This window comes from Sorangium sp. So ce119, from assembly GCF_051524405.1.
In the GTDB taxonomy this organism is placed as follows: Bacteria; Myxococcota_A; Polyangia; order Polyangiales; family Polyangiaceae; genus Sorangium; species Sorangium cellulosum_G.
Genome location: NZ_CP150310.1, coordinates 10,513,189 through 10,527,021, shown reverse-complemented (window position 1 = coordinate 10,527,021; position 13,833 = coordinate 10,513,189). Strand labels below are relative to the sequence as shown.

Sequence of the window (13,833 nt, the reverse complement as noted above, 5' to 3'; positions counted from 1 at the left end):
AAAACCCGACGGTAGCTCAGGCGAGAAAGCCCTTTTCAACCGCGCCGACATCCATTGTATCTTCCCTCCTCATTGCCGCCGTCCGGCTTTGCCGGCCGGCAGGGAGGAAATCAGCCATGGAGTATTCGAATGCAGTCCTCGAGGCCACGCCGGAGCGCGCCACCAAGCTCCTGATGGGGATAGGCGCCGTCGCCGCGGTTCGCACGTTGATGGCCGGAGCGGGCATGACCGATGACGATATCCTGGAGGGCCGCTCGCTCCTCCTCGACGTCCTCGCCGCCCCGCGCAAGACAGCCGGCGCGCCGGCCGACACCGACGATGCCAGGGCGCAGCGCGCCGCGACAGGGGAGCTCGATCAATGGGACGAGCCCAACTACGCCCGTCATGGCGCCGCGCTCCGCCGGCGCTTCCCCGACGTGCACGAGTACGTATTCAAGGACCTCTCGCCCTCCACCGGCACCGCCGCAGTCCGCGGAGTGGCCACCTTCCTCGCGCGGCTCGACGCCCTCGAGAATGGCACCGATCCGGACCGCGCCGCGGCGAAGCAGAGCGACAAGAAGGCCGTCGCATTCCTCGCTACCCGCGGCCTCGACAAGACTGAGCGCAAGCGCCTCAAGGGCCTCGTCGACGTGGCGCTCGGCCCGACATCGCCTCTGCCCGAGACAACCGATTTCCCCGAGGCCACGCGGCGGCGCGAGGCGCTCGTCAAGCTGCGCGGTTGGTTCGACGAGTGGGCGACAACGGCCCGCGCCGTCGTCAAGAAGCGCAGCTACCTCATCCGCCTCGGCCTCGCGAGCCGCAAGCCGCCCCAGCGCAAGCCCGCGACAACGCCGGCCACGCCGATCAAGCCCACGGCCACGCCGCCCAGGCCTACCGAGCCGGTCGAAGAGACCGCCGGCGTCGATTTCGAGTAATCCGACACACAAACTCCAGCTCCCGGGGCGCTCCGGAGGCTTCCCGCGCGCGCCCGAGACCTTCGCGCGCGGTCCTGGAGCTTCGCGCGCGCTCCGGAAGCTTCCCGCTCGCTCCGGAGCACGAGATTTCGCGTACTTGGCGGCCTCCGCCGCGCCCCCGGCACCGTCCGGCGCGCTCCGGGGGACGAATTTCCCGGGGAAATTGACCTTCCGACCCGCGCGCGAAGCTTCAGGACCGCGCGCGAAGCTCCAGGACCGCGCGCGAAGCCTCCGCGCCGGCGACGACCCCCTCCGCGAGCGCGACGGGATCCCTCCCGCACGCGCCCCGCCCTCACCTCCACGAGCTCGGCGGCTCCGGCTCGCGCAGCGCGATCAGCGCCGGCGAGAGCTGCACCGGGTAGCGCGCCGGCGCGCGCAGGTGCGCGACCGCGTGCGGGAGCAGCTCGCGCGCCCCGACCGAGCGCTCGCGCCCGACGCCCGGCGGCTCGGGCGACTCGAGGGCGTGGCCGCCGCGCATCACCGCGCGCGCCAGGGGCGCGAGCCGCGCGACCCCGAGCGCCCGCGGCGTCAGCATCCGCTCGTGCGCGAGGTGGATCACGTCGACGACCGCGCGCCCGGCCTCGTCGAAGTAGCGCGCCACCATCTTGCGCCCCGCGATCACGTCGCCGCGCCCGCTCGCGCCCTGCCGGAGCGACCACGCGCCCGACTCCTCGAGCGCCACGAGCTCGTAGCGCGCCGCGGGCAGCCCCTCCGAGAGCTCCGCGAGCCCCGAGGCGACCCAGCCGCCCGCGGTCGTGCCCACGCGCCGCGCCTCGAGGAGCAGCGCCTCCTCGTCGTGACCCCCGAGGTCGATCACCCGGTCGGCGTACCAGGGCCAGCTCCCCTCGAGCGGCGACGGCGGCGGCGCGAGCTCGCCGAGGTCGATCCCCGCCTCGCCCCGGAACGGGACGCCGAGCGCCGCGGCCGCGAGCGCGCTCGTCGTCGCCGCCGCGCCGCCCACGTGCATCGCGCGCGCGAGCGCCAGCGCCTCGTCGGCGAACGGCACGCGCGCCGACGACCCGTCGACGACGGCGCCGCCGTCCGAGGCGATGAGGAGCCGCGCCACCCGCGTCGCCGCGGCCGTGCCCCGGCGGAGCGCCGGCACGAGCAGCGCGCCCACGAGGAGCGCCTCGACGAACGGCCCCTCCACCGAGACGACCGGCGTGCCCGGGAACGCGATCGTCCCGTCGGGCATCGCGTCGATGTCGACCGAGAGCGCCGCGCCGGCGAGCCGCTCCACGAGCGCGTCGCTCAGGCCGCACGCCGCGCGCGCCGCGAACACCTCCCCCGGGTCGAGCCGCCCGCCGTCCAGCGCGAGCGCCTCGAGCGCCGCCTCGACGCCGGCGACCACGAGGAAACCCGTGTGCGGCGGCGCCGCCGTGAACGCGAGCTCGAAGCTCGCGCGCCGATCGGCGACCCCCGCGTGGAGGAGGCGATCGGCGTCGAGCAGCGCACGGCCGTCGCAGAGCAGCGGGCTCGCTCGCACCATCGCCGCCGGCATCGGCCCGCTCAGAGGCGCTCGGCCAGCGTCCGCGTGCCGGCGACCGTCGAGGCCTCGTCGAAGAGGAACGGCAGGATCACGGTCGGCAGGTCGAGCTCGCGGCGCAGGCGCGCCAGGCTCTCGTGCTGCACCGACTCGCGCATCGAGCGCCGCGCGCCCGCCACGACGGCGCTCTCGACGGTGTGCGCGGCGCGCAGCGGCGCCTCGATGTCGAGGCGCCCCGGATCCACGAGCAGCGCCCGGCGCTCCTCGGGCGAGAACAGCGGCGGCAGCACGCCGTTGATGATCAGCCGGTGGACCGGCAGGCCGAGCTCGCCCCGGACCTCCGCGACGAGCTCGACGGTCTCGGTCGCCGGCATCTCCTCCGGGAGGGTCACGACGACGACCCCGCTCCGCGCCGGGTCCCGGAACATCGCCCACGCCGCCTCGGCGTCCCGGCGCAGGATGCCCGGCGGCGCCACGTCGAGGATCACCTTGGGCACGCGCAGCATGTCCACCCCGTGCCCGGTCGCGGGCGCGTCGAGCAGCACCACGTCGAAGCGGTTCGACCCGTCCGCGAGCAGCTCGGTCGTGTGGAACCAGGCCTTGCCGAGCATCGCCCACTCGTAGAGCCCGGGCACCGCGCGGAAGAAGGTGCGCGTGTACTTGTTGTCGAAGACGAGATCGGCCGCGGCGCGCACCTTGAGGACCATCTCGCCGTACTCACGGAGCGCCTTGTCGGGCGAGATGTTCACCGCCCACACCCGCTCGGCCACGTGGGTGACCTCCTGGCCGATCGGCTTCGTGCCGAGGATGGCCGAGAGCCGCTCCTTCGTGTTGCACATCGCGACGAGGACGCGCTTGCCGCGGGCGGCGAACGCGAGGGCGAGCGCGCCGGAGATCGTCGTCTTCCCGACGCCTCCCTTGCCGGTCACGAACAGGAAGCGCCGGCGCTCGAGCTCCGGGAGCTCCTGGCCGAGTCCGCCGGCTTGCGAGGCTTGGTGGGCGCTGGTCATTCCGCGAAAGCGGAGTTAGGCGCAAGCTCCGGCGAAGGCAACCCGGATCAAGGAAACGGGCTCTGCTATGCATCGCGTATGCGCATCACCGAGCGACACCTCGAACCGCTGAACCGACGCTTCCAGGGCGCGTCGCCCATCGAGCTCCTCCGCTTCGTCCGCGAGTCCTTCGGCCCCCGCGCGGCCATCCTGAGCAGCATGCAGCGGGCCGGGACCGCGCTCTGCCACGTGGCCGACCGCGCCGGCCTGTCCTTCGACGTGGTCTTCGTCGACACCGGCGTGCTCCACGCCGAGACGCTCGCCACGCGCGACGAGCTCGCGCGGACCCACCCGAACCTGCGCGTCGTCACGCTCTCGCCCGAGCGCAGCTTCATGCAGCAGACGCGCGACGAGGGGCTGCTCTACCTCTCGAAGGAGGGCCAGGAGCGGTGCTGCGAGCTCCGCAAGTCCGTCCCGCTGCACGCCATCCGCGGCCGCTACGACGCGCTCGTCGCGGCGCTGCGGCGCGGCGAGGGCGGCGCCCGCGCGAAGGTCGCGCCGTTCGGCCTCGATCCCGCGAACAACGCCATCCGCGTCCACCCCTTCGCGTCGCTCAGCGGCGAGGAGCTCGACGCCTACTTCGCGGCACATCCGGACGCCGTCGAGAACCCCCTGCACGCGATGGGCTTCCGCACCATCGGCTGCTTCCCCTGCACGACCCCGGTGCTGCCCGACGAGCCGGAGCGCGCCGGGCGCTGGCGCCACCTGGCGAGCGTCGAATACTGCGGGATCAACCCGGTCGACCGGGGCGACACCGACGGCGGCGTCGACCTCGACGACCGCTACGATCGCCTCTTCGCGGCGTGACGATTCGCCTGCGAATCCCGGTTCGCGCCAGCTCGATCTTGACTCAACGGGCATGAAGGGAGATTTGCCCCACATGCCGGCGAGCTACTTCGACGTAGACGGCACCCTGGTCACGACCAACCTCGTGCACCCGACGGTGTTCTACATGCTGAACCAGCCAACGCCGATGCACAGCCTCGCGAAGCTCGGCCGCGCGCTCGTCAAGGCGCCGTGGATGGCGATGGCGGAGCTGCAGGATCGGCGCCTCTTCAACGAGCTGCTCTTCAGCTCGTTCGCGGGCGTCTCCGAGGACCGCCTGGTGGCCCTCGCCGAGGAGGCGTTCGCGAAGGTGCTCAAGCCGGCCATCTACGGCAAGGCGCGGGACCTCGTGAAGTGCAGCCTCGACAAGGGGCACGACGTCGTCCTCATCTCCGGCGCGCTGGATTTCCTGATGCAGATCCTCGCCGAGCACCTCGGCGCCACGGGGATCATCGCGAACCGGCTCGAGGTGAAGGACGGGTTCGCGACGGGCAAGCTCCTGCGCCCCGTCGTGGCCGGCCCCGAGAAGGCGCGCCTCATCCGCGAGCACGCCCACGCGCACGGGCACAACCTCGACGAGTGCTTCGCCTACTCGGACAGCTACTCGGACGTCCCGATGCTCTCGGTCGTCGGCTACCCGGCGGCGGTGAACCCGGACCGCAAGCTCAAGCTGCTCGCGCAGGCCTACCACTGGCCGATCCTCCATCTCGCCGCATGACCCCGGCCTCTGCCGGACGACGGCGGGGAGCCACGCCACAGCCCAACTCGTCGCACCACCTGCTCTGAAAGTCCCATGAGCCATCCTTGCGTCGTCACGCTAGACAGCCGCAGCGCCCCCCGGGTGCTCTTCTCAGGCGACCAGCTCGTCGAGGTCGACCTGCCCACCGGCTCCCGGGTGATCTACCCGAAGCCGCCGCTCGAGCCGCTGAAGGACGTCGACGCCGCGATCCGCTACGCGATCAACCACCCGCACAACTCGGAGCCGCTCTACGCGAAGCTCCGCCCGGGGATGAAGGTCACGATCGCGGTGGACGACATCTCGCTGCCGCTGCCGCCGATGCGGCGCCCTGACATCCGCGAGCGCGTCCTCACCATCGTGCTCGACCTGCTCTCCGACTACGGCGTCGACGACGTCGAGATCATCATCGCGACGAGCGTCCACCGGCGGATGAAGGACTGGGAGGTCCGCCACATCGTCGGCGACAGGATCTTCAACGCCTACTGGCCGAAGAAGCTCTACAACCACGACGCCGAGAACCTCGCCAACATGAAGTACATCGGCACGACCGACGTCGGCGAGGAGGTCGAGCTGAACAAGCGCGCGGTCGACAGCGACCTCGTGATCTACGTGAACCTGAACCTCGTGCCGATGGACGGCGGGCACAAGTCGGTCTCGGTCGGCCTGTGCGGGTACAGGAGCCTGCGCGCGCACCACAACCCGCGGGTGATGCGCGACTGCTACTCGTACATGGACCCGAAGAGCTCCGCGCTGCACACGAGCGTCGAGCGGATGGGCCGGCTGGCCAACAAGAAGCTCAACGTCTTCACGATCGAGACGACGATCAACAACCGCATGTTCGATCGCCCGCTCGAGTTCCTCGCGAAGAACGAGGACGACCTGAGCGCGGGCGAGAAGAGCGCGCTGCGCGCCCTCCGCTTCACGCTGTCGAAGGTGCCGCAGCCCGCGCGCCAGGCGATCTTCCAGCGCGTCCCCTCGCCGTACGGGGTGACCGGGGTGTTCGCCGGCGAGACCGAGGCCGTCCACGAGCACACGCTGAAGCGCAGCTTCGACCAGTACCTCGTCCCGGTCACGGGCCAGGCCGACATCCTGATCACGGGCATCCCGTACATCAGCCCGTACAACGTGAACTCGTTCCTGAACCCGCTGCTCGTGCAGGTGATGGCGAACGGCTACATGTTCAACCTCTACCGGGGCGCGCCGATGCTCAAGAAGGGGGGGACGATGATCATCCTCCACCCCTGCACCGACCTGTTCGACAACGAGCACCACGCCCCGTACATCGAGTTCGTGCACCGGCTGCTGCCCGAGACGCGCGACGCGATGGAGCTGCACAAGCGGTACGAGAAGAAGTTCTCGGAGAACCCGGCGTACATCGAGATGTACCGCTTCGGCCACGCGTACCACCCGACCCACCCGTTCTTCATGTGGTACTGGGGCGAGGCGGGCCGGCAGCACATCGGCCGGATGATCGTGGTCGGCGCCGACAACGAGTACATCCCGCAGCTGCTCGGCTGGGAGACGGCGCGCACGATGGACGAGGCGCTCCGGATGGCGAAGCAGTCGGCCCCGCCGACGCCGGAGATCATGGCCCTGCACTCGCCGCCGATCTTCATGGCCGACATGACGGCGTAGCGGGCGGGCGGCCCGCGGGAGGGGACACCCATGCGGCTGCACCTCGTCGACGGCACCTACGAGCTCTTCCGCGCGCACTTCTCCAAGCGGCCCGACCACCGCGCGCCGGGGGGCTGGGACGCGAAGGCGACGGTGGGGGTCGTCGCCTCGCTGCTCGCGCTGCTGCACCACCCGGACGAGGAGGTCACGCACCTCGCTGTCGCGTTCGACAACCCGGTCCGCTCGTTCCGGAACGATCTGTTCGCCGGCTACAAGAGCGACGAGGGCATGGATCCGGCGCTGCGCGGCCAGTTCGATCCGGTCGAGGAGGCGGTGCGCGCGCTCGGGATCGTCGTCTGGTCGATGGACGCGTTCGAGGCGGACGACGCGCTCGCGACGGCGGCGGCGCGGTTCCAGGGCGAGGTCGAGCAGGTGCGCATCCTCAGCCCGGACAAGGACTTCGGGCAGTGCCTCGCGGGCGAGCGCGTCGTGCAGGTCGACCGCCGGAAGGAGCGCGTCGTCGACGAGGCCGCGCTGCGCGCCGCGCGCGGCGTGGCCCCGGCGAGCATCCCGGACTACCTCGCGCTGACCGGCGACGACGCCGACGGCATCCCGGGGCTCGCGGGCATCGGCGACCGGACGGCGGCCGCGCTGCTCGGCGCGTACGGGCACCTCGAGCAGATCCCGGACGACCCGTCCGCGTGGACGGTGCCGGTGCGCGGCGCCGACAGGATCGCGCGCGCGCTGGTCGAGCAGCGCGAGGAGGCGCTGCTCTACCGGACGCTGGCGACGCTCCGCACCGACGTGCCGCTCGCGGAGCGCCTCGACGACCTGCGCTTCCGCGGCGTGCCGCGCGCCCGCTTCGAGGCGTGGTGCGACGCGCTCGGCGTGCGCACGCTGAAGACGCGACCGACGCGCTGGGCCCCGGAGGGGTGAGCCGCGCGCGAGGCGCGCGGCCGGGGGTCTTCGTGAAGGCTATTTCTTTTCCGGCGCCCTGAGCTCGGCGAGCACGCGCTCGCGCAGGAGCGGCACCGGCGGCGACCCGTGCGAGAGGAGCGCGTCGTGGAAGCGGCGCAGCGAGAACGCGGCGCCCAGCGTCGCCTTCGCCTCCTCGCGGAGCTTCAGGATCTGGAGCTTGCCGAGCGTGTAGGCGAAGTAGCCGGGGTCGAACGTCGCGCGCACCGCCTGCTGCCGCGCCGTCGCGCGGTCCTGGAAGCAGTCGTCGACGAAGCGGCGCTCCGCCGCGTCGAGGCTCATGCCCTCGGCGTGCACCCCGAGCGACACGACCACCCTGCAGTTGCGCAGCAGCGCGTCCGCGAGCTGGCCGAGCCGGCTCTGGGGGTCCTCCTTGCCGAACCCCTGCTCGATCATCATCTGCTCGGCGTAGTGGGCCCAGCCCTCGACGAACGAGTAGCTGCCGAACATCTTCTGCACGTCCGTCGGCGCGCGGTTCTCCCACAGGTGCTGGGCGAAGTGCCCCGGGTAGACCTCGTGCACGGTCGTCGAGAGCAGCGTCCCGCGCTGCATCACGTACTCCTCCTGCTCCTTCCGGGGCCAGGAGGGGTCGGGCTTCGTGATGTAGTAGAACGACACGAGCCCCTCCCGCTCGAACGGCCCCGGCGCGTCGAGGAAGGCGGAGTTCCAGCGCATGTACGGCGGCGTCTCCTTCACGACCGCCCGCTCGTCGGACGGGAGGCTCATGATCTCCCTGTCGACGATGAACCTGCGCGACGCCTCCATCACCCGCGTCGCCTCGGCGAGCAGCTGCCCCGCCTTCGGCCGGGAGGTCTTCACCTTGCTCGCGAGCGCCTGGTAGGCCGCCTTGTTCGCCGCGAGGTCGTCCTCGCCCATCTTCTTGAGCTCGGCGAGCGGGATCGAGAGCCCCTCCTGCGCGAGCAGGAGCTTCTTGTACCGCGCCTCCCCGAGCACGTGGCTGGCGTCGCCCTTCGGCAGCTCGACGGTGGCCAGGTGATCGGCGAGCTTCTCGGCCGCGGCGGCGAGCGCGGCGTTCGTCTCCTGGAACTCCGCCTGGAAGGCGGCGTCGCCCACGCCCTGGAGCAGCTTGACGACGTCGCCGCGCAGGTACTCGGCGTAGCCGCGGAAGATCTTCACGGCGACCTCGATGACCGGCCTCGGCATCGGGCTCGCGAGGTTCTCGAGGACGCGCGGCACCTGGGTCAGCGCCGCCTTCTCGTGCTCCAGCAGGCGCCGCGCGCGCTCGGGCAGCGGCGCGTAATCGCGGTCGAGGTACTGGTTCACGCCGAACAGCTCGTCGTAGAACTGCGGCCTCCGGCGCCAGTCCTCGAGATCCCTGCCGTGGAACAGCGTGAGGTCGATCTGCTGGAGGAGGATCGCCCGGTCGAGCGCCTCGTCCGGGGAGAGCGCCGCGGGGTCGACGGCCGCGAGGGCCGCGCGGCCCTGCTCGAGCCGCGCGAGCCGCCGCTCGATCGCCGCGGCGGAGTAGTCGGCGACCTGGCCGTCGCGCTCGTGGAACCCGCGCGAGCGCGCGAACGACGGCTGGTCCGCGACCCACGCGCGCACGATCCGGTCGCGCAGCGCGGCGAACGGCTCCCGCGGCGCCTCCGCGGGCGCGAGGCTCGACGCGACGGCCGAGGACGCCGAGGGCGGCGGGGCAGCGCCCGCGGACGGCGGCGGCGCCGGGGCGCTCCCGCTGCAGGCGGCGAGCGCCGCGAGCGGCGTGAGCGCCGCGAGGAGGCGCGGGAGCGAGCGGTGGATGCGGCGGAGCGAGGGGCGACGGGCGGCGGCCATGGCGGGCCGGAGCCTCTCAGAGCGCCCTGTGCAGATCAACGGCCTCGGCCAGCACCTCGGGTCAGCGATCCTGCCAGGGCCCTGCCTCGCGAGCGGCGAGAGATTTAACGCCAAGACGCAAAGGCGCAAAGACGCAAAAATGCCCGAATTTATTATCTTTTTTGCGCCTTGGCGCCTTTGCGCCTTGGCGTTAAATCTCTCTCTGGATCCCTGGCCGGACCCCTGGTGCGTCGAGCTAATCGCGGAGCGCGCGATCGATGATCGCGTCGACGTGCGAGAGCGCGTGGTCGAGATCGAAGCAGCGCGCGATCTCGTCCGGGGCGAGCAGCGCCGCGACGTCCGCGTCGGCCGCGAGGTTGTCGCGGAAGCGGCCCTCGCCCGCGATGGCGCGCATCGCGCAGCGCTGCACCAGCTCGTAGGCCGCCTGGCGCGGCCTGCCCTTCTGGACGAGCGACAGCAGCACCGCCTCGCTGAAGAAGAGCTCGCCCGTGCGGTCGAGGTTCTGCCGCAGCCGCTCGGGGTAGACGACCAGCCCGTCGACGAGCCCCGCGGCGCGGTCGAGCATGAAGCCGAGCGTCGAGGTCGCGTCGGGCGCGATCATCCGCTCGACCGACGAGTGCGAGATGTCGCGCTCGTGCCAGAGCGGCACGTTCTCGAGCGCGGGGATCACGGCGGCGCGCACGACGCGCGCGAGGCCGCACAGGTTCTCGCTGAGGATCGGGTTGCGCTTGTGGGGCATCGCGCTCGAGCCCTTCTGGCCCACGGAGAAGCGCTCCTCCGCCTCGCCGACCTCGGTGCGCTGCCAGTGCCGCACGTTGGTCGCGAGCCGCTCGATGCCCGCGGCGATGAGCGAGAGCGCGGCGAAGAACTCGGCGTGGCGATCGCGCGCGACGACCTGCGTCGAGACCGTCTCGGGGCGCAGGCCGAGGGCGGCGAGCGCGCGCTCCTCGATGCGCGGCGACAGGTGCGCGTACGTCCCGACGGCGCCGGCGATCTTGCCGACGGCGATCGCCTGGCGCGCGGCGGCGAGGCGCGCCCTGCCGCGCTTCATCTCGGCGAGGTGGCCCGCGAGCGCCAGGCCGAACGTGATCGGCTCGGCGGCGATGCCGTGGCTCCTGCCGATCATCGGGGTGCGCCGGTGCTCGTCCGCGCGCCGCGCGAGCGCGTCGCAGAGCTTGTCGAGCCGCGCCGAGAGCATGTCGGCCGCGCGGACGAGCAGCATCGCGAGGCTCGTGTCGAGCACGTCGCTCGAGGTCATCCCGCGGTGCAGCCACCGCGCCCCCTCGCCCGCCAGCTCCTCGACGTGGGTGAGGAAGGCGATGACGTCGTGCTTGACCGTGCGCTCGATCGCATCGATCCGCGCCGCGTCGAGCGAGAGCTGCTTCCCCCGGATCCCCTCCGCGATGCCGGCGGGCACGAGCCCCTCGGCCTCCATCGCCTCGCAGGCGGCGAGCTCCACCTCTAGCCATGTCTTGAACCGGGTGGCGGGCGACCAGAGCTCTTCGAATTCGGGCGGGGTGTAGCGGGGGATCATGGGCGGGACGCTGCGAAGGTCTGGAGGGTGCGTCAAGGCTGGAGTGGCCCGGGGCGGCCCCGGGCGGCTCGCGCTGTCCGCCTGCGCGCGCCGCGCGGCGTGCGCGGCGGCGGCTTGCGGGCGTGCGGCGCGTTGCGAACGTTGCGCCCGATGCCGACCGAAGCAACGGCGCCCGCGCGCGCCGATCAGGGCGAGGCGCTCGCCCGGCCGCCGCGCGCGGCGGGCGCCGCCGCGGGAGGGGGGATGCCCGACGAGACGACCGAGACGACCGAGCGGGTCCCCGCGACCGAGCCGGCCCCAGCGACGGAGCGGGTCCCCGCGGTCGAGCCGGCTCCTGCGACGGAGCGCGCTCCCACGGGCGAGCGCGCGCCCGTGGTCGAGCCGGCGCCCGTGAGCGAGCGCGCCCGCGGGAAGGAGCCCGCCCCGGCGAGCGAGGCGGCCCGCTCGAGCCTGCGCGGCGGGCGCCGGGTGAGGTCGTACATCGTGGTGGTCGCGATGGACCTGTCCGAGCCGGGCGGGCGGGCCTGGCGCTTCGCGTTCGAGCTGGCGGCGCTCCGGGGCGAGACGGAGATCCACGCGGTGGTCGTCGGCCCGCGGCAGGTCGCCCCCGCGGTGCGCGACGTGACGACGCCCGGCGCGTCGTCGCCGCCCTCGCTCCGGGTGCTCCAGCACCGCTTCGCGGACGGCCAGCCGCGGCTCATGGCGATGCACTTCCGCACCGGCCGGCCCGACCGGGCCATCGTCTCGCTCGCCCGCGAGCTCAGCGCCGATCTCATCGTCGTGGCCACGCACCCGCAGTCGCCCTTCCAGCGGCTCTTCGGCGGCTCCACCGCCGACCGGATCGCGCGGAACGCGCCGTGCCCGGTCGTGGTCGTGCGCCCCAAGGAGGACGACGACGCCGACGCGGCCGAGTACGACCCCCGGCTGCGATGACGCCGCCCGCGCGGACTACGGCGCGCTCGACGCCTCCGGCGCGCCGGCCTGCGCCGCCGCGGCGGGCTTCCCGGGCGCGCTGACGCCCTCGGCCGTCCCCCCCTCGCGCGTGTCGGCGTAGCCCCACGCCACGCCGGCGGCGTCGACGAGGAGGTTGTTCGCGTCGCCGATCGGCATCGGATCCAGCGCGACGGCGTGCCCGCGCCGCGCGAGGTCGTCGAGGGCGGCCTGCGGCGGGGGCGTCAGCCGCTCGACGCGCACCCGGTCCGGCATCCACTGGTGGTGGACGCGCGCGTGCCGGACCGCCTCGTCGATCGTCATCCCGTGGTCGACCAGGTTGCGGAGGACCTGCGCGACGGTGTTCGGGATCGTGTCGCCGCCGGGAGAGCCGAGGACGAGCGCGACCTTGTCGTCGCGGCTCACGAGGGTCGGCGTCATCGAGCTCGCCATGCGCTTGCCCGGCGCGACCGCGTTGATGCCCGTCTCCGAGAACGCGCCCATCGCGTTGCCGAGCAGGATGCCCGTGCCGGGGATCACGATCTTCGACCCGAAGCTCGCCGACTGCGTGGTCGTGCACGAGACCGCGTTGCCCTGCGCGTCGATCACCGAGAAGTGCGTCGTCTCCGGGGACTCCGGCGCGACAGCGCCCGCGACCGGCGCGATGTCGCCCGCCGGCGTGGCGCGCTCCCGATCGATGGCCGGCGCGCGGCGCATCAGGTAGCCGCCGTCGAGCAGCCTCGCGAGGAGCTGCGACGTCTCCGGCCCGACGAAATCCGGGTCCGCGCTCACCTGGCGCCGATCGGCGTACGCCCGCTTCGCCGCCTCGACGAACAGGTGCAGCGACAGCCCGGAGTCGACCGGGGCCTCGTGCGCCTCGATGCGCTCGAGCGTGAGCAGGATCTCCGCCAGCGCGACGCCGCCCATCGACGGGGGCGGCATCGTGTCGACGGTGAAGCCGCGGTAGGAGAACCGCAGCGGCGCGCGCCACTTCGCCTGGTAGGCGCGCAGGTCGCTCTCGGCGATGTGCCCGCCGCGCTCGCGCATCGCGGCGGCGATCTTCCTGGCGATCGCGCCCTCGTAGAAGGCGCGCGGCCCCTCCGCGGCGAGCGTCTCCAGGGTGCGGGCGAGATCGAGCTGGCGCACCAGCTCGCCCTGCGCGAGCGGCGCCTTGCCGCGCCCCCAGATCGCGCTCGCGGCCCGATCGGCCCTCAGCCGGGGCCATGACCAGCGCAGCGTGAGCGCCTGCCGCGCGCCGAGGCGGTGCCCCTTGCGCGCGAGGTCGATCGCCGGGGCCAGGAGCTCGGCGAACGGCCGGCTGCCGAACCGCTCGTGCGCGAGGGCGAGGCCGGCGACCGAGCCCGGGACGCCGGCGGACGCGTAGCCGTACGCGCCGGCGCGCACCATCGCCATGTTCGACGCGGTGGTCACCGACGCGGGCGCGGCCTCGCGGAAGTCGACGGCCTGCGTCTCGCCGCTCGCGAGGCGGATCATCATGAAGCCGCCGCCGCCGATGTTGCCCGCGCTCGGGTGGGTCACCGCCAGCGCGAACGCCACCGCGACCGCGGCGTCGACCGCGTTGCCGCCGCGCCGCAGCACGTCCGCGCCCGCGCGCGTCGCGTGCTCCTCGACGGAGGTCACGAGCCCGGCGTCCCCGCGCACCGCGCGCGCGCCGCCGGAGGCGAGCGCGATCGGCGGCTCCGGCGGCAGCGGCTCCGGCGGCGCGGCGGCCTTCGCGGGCGCCGGCGCCGCCGCGCTCGCGGCCTTCGGCGCCGCCGCCGCGCTGGAGAGCGACGGCGCGCCGGCGATCGCGGGGGCTGCTGCGGGCGGGGCGGGCGGCGTGCGCGCCTCGCAGCCGGCGAGCAGCGCGAGGGCGAGCGCCCAGCGCGGCCTCGAACGACGATGCAGGGTCATCAGGGTGGTCGCGAATCTAC

Annotated in this window: 11 protein-coding genes; 6 read left to right on the top strand and 5 right to left on the bottom strand. The window is 73.2% G+C overall.

The window, feature by feature from the left end; translation table 11 throughout:
- Positions 1-116 precede the first annotated feature (116 nt).
- Positions 117-914, top strand: coding sequence for a hypothetical protein (locus tag WME76_RS39890; protein ID WP_437957385.1), 798 nt, complete (start codon positions 117-119; stop codon positions 912-914).
- Positions 915-1,245: 331 nt separating this feature from the next.
- Here WME76_RS39890 and WME76_RS39885 read toward each other — a convergent pair whose 3' ends face one another.
- Together WME76_RS39885 and WME76_RS39880 are read right to left on the bottom strand one after the other, a co-directional pair.
- Positions 1,246-2,442 carry a hypothetical protein gene (locus WME76_RS39885; protein ID WP_437957384.1) on the bottom strand — a complete coding sequence of 399 codons (1,197 nt, stop codon included), beginning with the start codon at positions 2,440-2,442 and terminating at the stop codon, positions 1,246-1,248.
- 20 nt (positions 2,443-2,462) lie between these two features.
- Entirely contained in the window at positions 2,463-3,449 is a 987-nt protein-coding gene (locus WME76_RS39880) for an ArsA family ATPase (RefSeq protein ID WP_061614747.1), read from the bottom strand.
- 78 nt (positions 3,450-3,527) lie between these two features.
- Between WME76_RS39880 and WME76_RS39875 the strand changes: the two genes are divergently transcribed.
- From WME76_RS39875 to WME76_RS39860, 4 genes are all read left to right on the top strand, one after another.
- Complete coding sequence (locus tag WME76_RS39875; protein WP_437957383.1) at positions 3,528-4,295, top strand: phosphoadenylyl-sulfate reductase; 768 nt, start codon at positions 3,528-3,530, stop codon at positions 4,293-4,295.
- A 52-nt stretch (positions 4,296-4,347) separates the two neighbouring features.
- The gene (locus WME76_RS39870; RefSeq protein ID WP_437957382.1) at positions 4,348-5,031 is read left to right on the top strand and encodes an HAD family hydrolase; all 684 of its coding nucleotides are present in this window, start codon (positions 4,348-4,350) and stop codon (positions 5,029-5,031) included.
- A 75-nt stretch (positions 5,032-5,106) separates the two neighbouring features.
- Positions 5,107-6,687 carry a lactate racemase domain-containing protein gene (locus WME76_RS39865; protein ID WP_061614750.1) on the top strand — a complete coding sequence of 527 codons (1,581 nt, stop codon included), beginning with the start codon at positions 5,107-5,109 and terminating at the stop codon, positions 6,685-6,687.
- Between the two features lie 30 nt (positions 6,688-6,717).
- Positions 6,718-7,602: a 5'-3' exonuclease gene (locus WME76_RS39860; RefSeq protein ID WP_437957381.1), complete on the top strand. Its 885-nt coding sequence runs from the start codon at positions 6,718-6,720 to the stop codon at positions 7,600-7,602.
- 39 nt (positions 7,603-7,641) lie between these two features.
- Here the strand turns inward: WME76_RS39860 and WME76_RS39855 are convergent, their stop codons facing one another.
- Both WME76_RS39855 and purB read right to left on the bottom strand, forming a co-directional pair.
- Positions 7,642-9,435 (bottom strand): DUF885 domain-containing protein, encoded by a 1,794-nt coding sequence (locus WME76_RS39855; RefSeq protein WP_437957380.1) that lies wholly within the window; start codon positions 9,433-9,435, stop codon positions 7,642-7,644.
- Positions 9,436-9,670: 235 nt separating this feature from the next.
- Positions 9,671-10,969, bottom strand: coding sequence for an adenylosuccinate lyase (gene purB / locus WME76_RS39850; RefSeq protein WP_437957379.1), 1,299 nt, complete (start codon positions 10,967-10,969; stop codon positions 9,671-9,673).
- A 150-nt stretch (positions 10,970-11,119) separates the two neighbouring features.
- Between purB and WME76_RS39845 the strand changes: the two genes are divergently transcribed.
- Entirely contained in the window at positions 11,120-11,902 is a 783-nt protein-coding gene (locus WME76_RS39845; protein ID WP_437957378.1) for a universal stress protein, read from the top strand.
- Positions 11,903-11,917: 15 nt separating this feature from the next.
- On the opposite strand, the gene ggt is transcribed toward WME76_RS39845, so the two are convergent.
- Positions 11,918-13,813: a gamma-glutamyltransferase gene (gene ggt, locus WME76_RS39840; RefSeq protein WP_437957377.1), complete on the bottom strand. Its 1,896-nt coding sequence runs from the start codon at positions 13,811-13,813 to the stop codon at positions 11,918-11,920.
- Between the last annotated feature and the right edge of the window lie 20 nt (positions 13,814-13,833).

What these genes read in the sequence shown, in the direction of transcription:
- WME76_RS39890 (WP_437957385.1), top strand. Translation starts at nt 117, where the DNA reads ATGGAGTATTCGAATGCAGTCCTCGAGGCCACGCCGGAGCGCGCCACC.
- WME76_RS39885 (WP_437957384.1), bottom strand. Translation starts at nt 2,442, where the DNA reads ATGGTGCGAGCGAGCCCGCTGCTCTGCGACGGCCGTGCGCTGCTCGAC.
- WME76_RS39880 (WP_061614747.1), bottom strand. Translation starts at nt 3,449, where the DNA reads ATGACCAGCGCCCACCAAGCCTCGCAAGCCGGCGGACTCGGCCAGGAG.
- WME76_RS39875 (WP_437957383.1), top strand. Translation starts at nt 3,528, where the DNA reads ATGCGCATCACCGAGCGACACCTCGAACCGCTGAACCGACGCTTCCAG.
- WME76_RS39870 (WP_437957382.1), top strand. Translation starts at nt 4,348, where the DNA reads ATGAAGGGAGATTTGCCCCACATGCCGGCGAGCTACTTCGACGTAGAC.
- WME76_RS39865 (WP_061614750.1), top strand. Translation starts at nt 5,107, where the DNA reads ATGAGCCATCCTTGCGTCGTCACGCTAGACAGCCGCAGCGCCCCCCGG.
- WME76_RS39860 (WP_437957381.1), top strand. Translation starts at nt 6,718, where the DNA reads ATGCGGCTGCACCTCGTCGACGGCACCTACGAGCTCTTCCGCGCGCAC.
- WME76_RS39855 (WP_437957380.1), bottom strand. Translation starts at nt 9,435, where the DNA reads ATGGCCGCCGCCCGTCGCCCCTCGCTCCGCCGCATCCACCGCTCGCTC.
- purB (WP_437957379.1), bottom strand. Translation starts at nt 10,969, where the DNA reads ATGATCCCCCGCTACACCCCGCCCGAATTCGAAGAGCTCTGGTCGCCC.
- WME76_RS39845 (WP_437957378.1), top strand. Translation starts at nt 11,120, where the DNA reads ATGCCGACCGAAGCAACGGCGCCCGCGCGCGCCGATCAGGGCGAGGCG.
- ggt (WP_437957377.1), bottom strand. Translation starts at nt 13,813, where the DNA reads ATGACCCTGCATCGTCGTTCGAGGCCGCGCTGGGCGCTCGCCCTCGCG.